Origin of the sequence: Parafilimonas sp. (genome assembly GCF_047606085.1) — a bacterium.
Taxonomy (GTDB): domain Bacteria; phylum Bacteroidota; class Bacteroidia; order Chitinophagales; family Chitinophagaceae; genus Parafilimonas.
Window position 1 is genome coordinate 1 of record NZ_JASGEX010000199.1, and the last position, 7,012, is coordinate 7,012.

The 7,012-nt window shown below is 39.8% G+C and carries 5 protein-coding genes and 1 tRNA gene; 3 read left to right on the forward strand and 3 right to left on the reverse strand.

Going from position 1 to position 7,012, the window contains the following annotated elements; translation table 11 throughout:
- The first annotated feature begins 201 nt into the window (after positions 1-201).
- Positions 202-283 (forward strand) — tRNA-Leu (locus QM629_RS17690).
- Between the two features lie 60 nt (positions 284-343).
- Positions 344-1,705, forward strand: coding sequence for a trigger factor (gene tig, locus QM629_RS17695; protein WP_415161226.1), 1,362 nt, complete (start codon positions 344-346; stop codon positions 1,703-1,705).
- A gap of 98 nt (positions 1,706-1,803) precedes the next feature.
- On the opposite strand, the gene QM629_RS17700 is transcribed toward tig, so the two are convergent.
- The gene (locus QM629_RS17700) at positions 1,804-3,135 is read right to left on the reverse strand and encodes an HlyD family secretion protein (protein WP_415161227.1); all 1,332 of its coding nucleotides are present in this window, start codon (positions 3,133-3,135) and stop codon (positions 1,804-1,806) included.
- Between the two features lie 19 nt (positions 3,136-3,154).
- Between QM629_RS17700 and QM629_RS17705 the strand changes: the two genes are divergently transcribed.
- Positions 3,155-3,505 carry a hypothetical protein gene (locus tag QM629_RS17705; protein WP_415161228.1) on the forward strand — a complete coding sequence of 117 codons (351 nt, stop codon included), beginning with the start codon at positions 3,155-3,157 and terminating at the stop codon, positions 3,503-3,505.
- 155 nt (positions 3,506-3,660) lie between these two features.
- On the opposite strand, the gene QM629_RS17710 is transcribed toward QM629_RS17705, so the two are convergent.
- Entirely contained in the window at positions 3,661-5,616 is a 1,956-nt protein-coding gene (locus QM629_RS17710) for a peptidase domain-containing ABC transporter (protein WP_415161229.1), read from the reverse strand.
- Positions 5,616-7,012, reverse strand: a 1,397-nt coding sequence (locus tag QM629_RS17715) for a TlpA family protein disulfide reductase (RefSeq protein ID WP_415161230.1), incomplete at its 5' end; no start/stop codon positions are given. The genes QM629_RS17710 and QM629_RS17715, both read right to left, overlap by 1 nt.

Genomic DNA, 7,012 nt, shown 5'->3' on the forward strand with positions numbered 1-7,012 from the left:
CTTCTCCTTTGGAAATGCAAAGCATTCATTGAGGCAATTAAAAAATATATATGCACGAAATAAAAGGGTTGGGATGAGGTTGAAATAACAATCTAAGCTTATCCCGAACTCACGTTAAATATTAAAACGCCTTTAAAGAAAGCTTTTGCGGCGCAAAAGCTTTCTTTTTATATTCAATTTACCTATTTTTGCGCCCCGTTTGCGGATGTGGCGAAACTGGCAGACGCACCAGACTTAGGATCTGGCGCCGCAAGGCATGTAGGTTCGATTCCTATCATCCGCACAATTTTACCCCGCCGAGGGGTATTTTTTTAAAAAGTAATTTGACAATAAACTTCCTCTAATGGCAACAATTTCAAGAGAAAATATAGGCTTATTGAACGATAAGCTTACCGTAAACCTTTCAAAAGAAGATTATATGCCTTCCTTTGAAAAAAGCTTAAAAACATACGCAAAAAATGCCAATATCCCGGGCTTTAGAAAGGGCATGGTACCGGCAGGACTGGTAAAAAAAATGTATGGCCAGTCAGTTTTTACCGATGAAGTTTTACGTACGGTTGAAAAAGAACTGAACAATTATGTTACCAGCGAAAAGCTCGACATTTTTGCACAGCCGCTGCCTTTTGAAAATGATTCCCGCCAGCTCGACATGAATAATCCCGGCGATTACGCCTTTGCTTTTGAAATTGGGCTGAAGCCGGATATCCATATCAATATCAGCGAGCTTAAAGGTACTTTCTATAAAATACAAGTGGAAGACAGCGTAGTGGAAGATGAAGTAAACCGTCTTCGTTCCCGTTACGGAAAAATGACGGAACCTGAAACTGTAAGTAATGAAGAAGATGTGCTGAATGTAAAATTTGCTGAGGCTGATGCGGAAGGCAACGCGGTTGAAGGTGGCATTGAAAAAGATAATTCCCTGCTGGTGAAATATTTTGCACCGGAAGTGCGCGAACAACTGATGGGCAAAAAGAAAGATGATACTATTTTAATTCAGCTTAATAAAGCTTTTGAAGACAAGGAAAGGGATTTTGTAATGGAAGACCTTGGTTTGGATAAAGCTGATGCGGCGGCGGCTGAAAAATTCTTCAGCCTTACCATTACTAAAATTGGTTTTGTAGAAAAAGCCGAATTAAATGAAGAATTCTTTAAAGGTATTTATCCCGAAGGAAATGTAACGAATGAAGAAGAATTCCGCAATGCGGTAAAAGCCGATATACAGAAATACTATGATGCGCAAAGCAGCAACCAGTTCCAGGACCAGTTGTACCACCAGTTGGTTGACCATACCCCAATTGAATTCCCGGAAAATTTCCTGAAACGCTGGCTGGAAGCAGGTTCTGAAAAAGCAAAAACACCGGAAGAAGCTGAAAAGGAATTGCCTTCGTTTTTAAACCAGCTTAAATGGACATTGATCAGCAGCAAACTAATTAATGAAAACGCAATAACAGTTGAGCGCGATGAGATTAAAGACTATGCCATACGGCAGATAGCCAGTTATATGCAGGGGCAAAGTTTTGGCGATATGCCCTGGCTGGATGAATATGCCAACCGCATGCTGAATGATAAAAAGTTTGTTGAGGAAACGTATATGCGGCTTCAGACAGAAAAACTGTTTAAGCTGCTGGAAGAAAAGGCGAATAAAACTGAAGAGCCTATTTCTTTGGAAGCGTTTGAAAAGAAGGTGCATGACCATCACCATTAACCTTATTTTGAAATAAGAGCAGATTCCCCCGCCGTGGGGGAATGACGTGTAAAAAACGGAAACGCATCCAGCAAGCTCAAAATTGCCAATGCGCAAATTTATCGTTTTACCTGTTTATAAATATCATAATAAAACCTTTGCAGCAGCCGCAGGTTTTCTGTTATAATATCTGCTGTAGAAAGCAGGCCATCCCTGTATTGAATTTCTTTTCCAAAATTAGTAGTAAGCCCTTTGGGTAAATCTACTTTGGCTGCATAACCGCTATCGGTGGCGACTGGTGAAATGAAAGATACAATACCTTCCACACTGCCATACTGCTCGAAAGGGTAGGCCTGAAATTTAAGTAATACTTTTTCACCAATTCTGGCCTTTCCAAAATTGGATTGCGGTATAAAGACTTCTGCATAACTGGCCGTGTTTGCGGGATTTATATAGCAGACGGTTTGGTTGGTCTTCAGTTCTTCCTTTTCCTGTATAAATTCAGAAAAAGAAACCTTTCCTGCAACCGGGGCAATTAACAAATAATTCCTTTTCCAATCAGCCACTTCGTTTTTAAGGGTATTTAATGCCTGCATAAAGACGGCTTGCTGTTGCGCAGCCTGGTTATCCAGTTCAAGTATTTCCTTTTTCTTATCATTCTGTTGCGCCTCATTTGAAATGATAGCGGCATTAACCTGCGGAACAGACAAAGACTTATTTAGCAGCTTGCTTTTTTCATCCCTGAACTCTTTAAGCGATATAACTTTTTCCTTCAAAAGCTTCTCGTTCATTTGATATGTCTTAACAGCAAGTGTTTCGTCCTGCTGCTGTATGTATTTCTGGTTACTAAGGTTAGCATGCAATCTTGCGAGATCGTTCAGGTCGTTTGAAAGCATAGTTTTTTTCCTTTCATAAAACCCGTTGCTTATGTAATCCTTGTAAGCAATATAAGCCTGCATAAAAACCTGGTAAGGCTGCTGCAGTTCGCCAAGGTTTTTAAATTCAAGGCCTGCTATATAGGCAGGCAATAAACTGCTTTTGCCGGCGATTACAAAACTGCCTATCGTATCAAGCGCAGCTTCGAGCTGTAACACTTCTGCCGGCTTGCCAACGCTCTCCATATAACCAATAACCTCATCTTCTTTAACCTCATCATTTTCCTTTATAAGCAATCTTACCAGTTTGCCCTGCATCTTGTTTACAACCGGCTTTGGTGCGTTAATGGACTTTAGTTTAGCGGTGGCTGTAATTACATCCGGGTATTGAATAAACCAGCAGGCAGTAAGTATAACAGTAAGTATGCATAGGAATAATATAGTTCCGTATTCAATTAAAAAGCCCGGTTTGCGGGAAATAAATTCCTGCACGGCTTCGCCGGCCTCCCCTCTTATCCCCTCCTTTGGAGGGGAGGATTGCAGCAGCGTTCCGTTTTGTGAAACGGTTATTGGCATAAAGTATTATTTTTACAATGTGAGCATTTCTGAAATATCTTTATATAAAGCGCTTAAACAAAAACTTGGCGATGATGCGGCAGCCGAGCTTGTGGAGTTTGTTGCCAATGAAGTAAGAACCGAGATTGACAATAAAACCAGCCTTTTTCTTACTAAAGCGGATAAGATAGAGCTTATTGAAAAAATGAATAATGATAAAATTGAATTACTTGCAAAACTGAATAACCTACATGAAAAAATAGGCAATGATAAAGTAGAGCTTATTGACCGCATCAATAAATCAAAAACCGAAACCATAATATGGATTGTAGGCATTGGCGTTTTACAATTTATTTTAACATTATTGACTAAACTTTTCTTTAATGTATAACAGGAAATACAGGCGTATGCTATTTGAACCGGTTCCGGCAACTTTTCCTGCCAATTACAAATTCCTAATCACCCAGTTCCAACTGGTTTTTTACCAGTTCATAATACCGTTCTTTTTTCCGGCTCAGTTCTTCATGCGTGCCCTGTTCTGCAACTTCACCTTCCATGCAGCACCACTATATTATCCGCATGTTTTACCGTGCTTAAACGGTGTGCTACCACCACCACCGTACGCCCTTCAAAAAATGCCTGCAGGTTTTCTATAATGGCTTTTTCATTATTGGCATCCAGCGCATTGGTAGCTTCATCAAAAAACAAAAATTGGGGCTCTTTATATACTGCCCTTGCTATGAGTATGCGTTGCCTTTGCCCGGCACTAATGCCATTGCCCTCCGCGCCTATTTTCGTGTTAAATCCCAGGGGTAATGATTCTATAAACTCCAGTATATTGGCTGTTTTGCAGGCGCGGACCAGCTTTTCGTAATTGATTACATCACCCGTTACTGCAATGTTTTTGGCGATGGAATCATTAAAAATATAGCCATCCTGCATTACGCTGCCGCACTGGCTTCGCCAGTATCCTGGGCTTATATATTTAAGGTTTGTTCCACTTTCGTTGTTTGACCTCACCCCTAACCCCTCCCGAATGGTCGGGACAAGTCCTCCAAAAGAGAGGGGCTTTTCTTCATCCTCCACCTCATAAATTTCATTCAATCTCTCCAGGGAAATTTTAGCATCCTGCGCCTGCTGCACAAAGCTCACCAGTTGCTCCACCGGGCTGTTTAGCTGGCCGATGATGTATTGTATAGCCAGCATAGCGCCGAGGGTTAACTGCCCGTTCAGCACAGCCGTGGCCACCAGGAAAGTGATGAATATATTTTTGCCTTCGTTTATAAACACAGCGCCGGCCTGCTGCCACTGGCTTAAGGACAGGCTTTTAAAGGAAAGATTAAACAAACGCGCCTGCAGGTTTTCCCATTGCCAGCGGTAAGCAGTTTCTGCATTGTTCAGCTTTATTTCCTGCATGCCGTAAATAAGCTGCATAGTGGCTGAATTTTCTTTTGAAGCAACAGCAAAGCGTTTATAATCCAGGTTGCGGCGGTGCCTGAGAAAAAAGCGTATCCATAAAATGTATAAAATACTGGCAACGGCAAAAACAAAGAAAACTGCAATATTATATATGAGCAATACAACCGAAAATATAATGATGCTGATAAAGGAAAACATGGTGGATAGCGCCGTGCCGGTTAAAAAACTTTCTATGCGGCGCTGATCGTTTATGCGTTGCAGGATGTCGCCGGTTTGTTTGGTGTCAAAAAAAGATATGGGCAGGCGCATAAGCTTTGCCCAGAAATCAGAAAGCAAGGAAATGTTTATTCTCGTGCTGATGTAGAGTAAAATACGGCTGCGTATAAATTCCACCACAGTCCTGCTTATAAACAGCATGCATTGGGCAATAAGGATAATATAAATGAACTGCAGGTTATGCGTATTGATTCCCGTATCAACAATGCTTTGGGTTAAGAAAGGAAAAATTAATTGCAGTAAACTGCCTATGAGCAGGCCAAGAAAAAGCTGGATGATGAATTTTCTGTTTTGCTTCAGGTAAGTAAGCAAAACATTCCAGCCCACTTTGGTTTCCTGTTCGTCTTCCTGGTTGTAAAAGGCAGGTGTGGGCTCGAGTAATAAGGCAATGCCCATAACATCTTCGGCGGTGTTTGTTTGAAGCCAGTGTGTTTTAAACTCCGGTTCGCTTAATTCTATTATGCCGGCAGCAGGGTCGGCAATTTCAATATGTGTTCTTAAAGTCCTTCCCCTTAGAAAGGATTTGGGATGCACTACCACAAAATGGTTTTGATCCCAGTGCAGTATGGCAGGCTTTGGCGCTTCTTCTTTTAATTGCTGATAGGTAAGTTTTACGCCCTGTGCACGAAAACCTAATTTCTCTGCTGCTTCGCTTATACCTAATAATGAAACGCCTTCTTTGCTGTATTGGCTTTCATTGCGTAATGTTTGAAGCGAAATTTTTTTGCCATAATGCTTCGCCACCATTTTTAAGCAGGTGGGGCCGCAATCCATTTTATTTAGCTGATGATATAATTGGAAAGGCATCAATCACTTATTAGTTCGTTAAGCTTTCTTTCAAGGTTGCTGATGTCGCTTGGCCTTGGTAAATCTTTATCTACAATTTTACCTGCAGGGTTTACTAAAACGTATTTAGGGATAGCAACCACCCCTTTTTTTTCATATAGTTTATTTTGAAGGTCTGCATACAACTTTTCCGAAGCACGAATATGCACTCCTTTCAATTTCTTTTTTCTGACCAATTCCTTCCAGCGTTCGTTTTGTAAATCATTATCTATGGAAATGAGGACAGGCTTTATTTTTCTTTTATCCAACAACGGTAACAAATTGTCCTCAAAGCCGAATTCCTGCAGGCAGGGAACGCACCAGGTGGCCCAAACATCAATAAAAACCCATTCCCCTTTAAATTGGCTTAAGAGCTGATCTAAGGTTGAATATTGTTCAGTTTTGAGAAAATCAATTTGTACAGCCTGTGCAGTTGTGTTGGCCGGTTTATGCGGATAATTTTTAAACCGCTCTGATAATAAAGGCAAATAAGGTGAGTGGGGAAATAATTTTTTGAATAAACTAAAACCCAGATAAACACTATCTATATTTTCTGACACATAGGAATTTGCATATAAGATATCTTTCCAAAGGGCCTCTAATAAAACGCCTTTTAAATAGCCAAGCTTTTTTTCACCTTTTGAAAGCGCATAGAATCTTTGATCGTAGGCAGTTTGGGGCACAACAATATTTTCATATAAATCGCCGGCGTAGTAATCACAATATTCCAAACCAAATGTTGCGTATTTTAATGTTGTATCAAGGGGGTTAAATATGCAATAATAAGCCTTCCTCAATGCGTTGTACGAAGGCTTGTTCAATAATTTTTCGTTTGATTTAATAACTGCGGCAGCAATAGCATTTTTTGGAAAGGCTTTATGCTGTTGATAGTACAAAAAGTTATCGAAACACAGAAATAATGTTGACAGAAATGTTGCTTTAATATCAACCAGTGCAATAGCACAAAACGTACTATCGGCCAGCTTTTTATTCTTTAATGTTTCAAATTCAGAAATGAGCGAATCAATAACAAAATTGCTCCGGTTAAATAAGTCTTTATCAGAATGAAGTTCATTTTGCAAAAACACTTGCTCAAGAATAAAGTTTTGCTGTATAACCAATCTCATAAGATTATTATATAATGAGTGCGCTTGTGCATTATTCCCGCTAAATTGAATACTGTCAATTTTTTTATTATTATCGTCAGAAAAGAATACGTTGATCTTTATATTATCATCTGGCTGAGTTAAAACACTGATTAGTTTCGAACTAAAATTAAAAATGATAATCGCGGCTTGTTTATAATCATTTGAGACAATGGCCGAGTTATTGTAATCTAAGCTTATTTTTTTAGGATTATATCTGTTATTTGTTGTGC

Coding starts and splice junctions, on each gene's coding strand:
- tig (WP_415161226.1), top strand. CDS start 344: ATGGCAACAATTTCAAGAGAAAATATAGGCTTATTGAACGATAAGCTT.
- QM629_RS17700 (WP_415161227.1), bottom strand. CDS start 3,135: ATGCCAATAACCGTTTCACAAAACGGAACGCTGCTGCAATCCTCCCCT.
- QM629_RS17710 (WP_415161229.1), bottom strand. CDS start 5,616: ATGCCTTTCCAATTATATCATCAGCTAAATAAAATGGATTGCGGCCCC.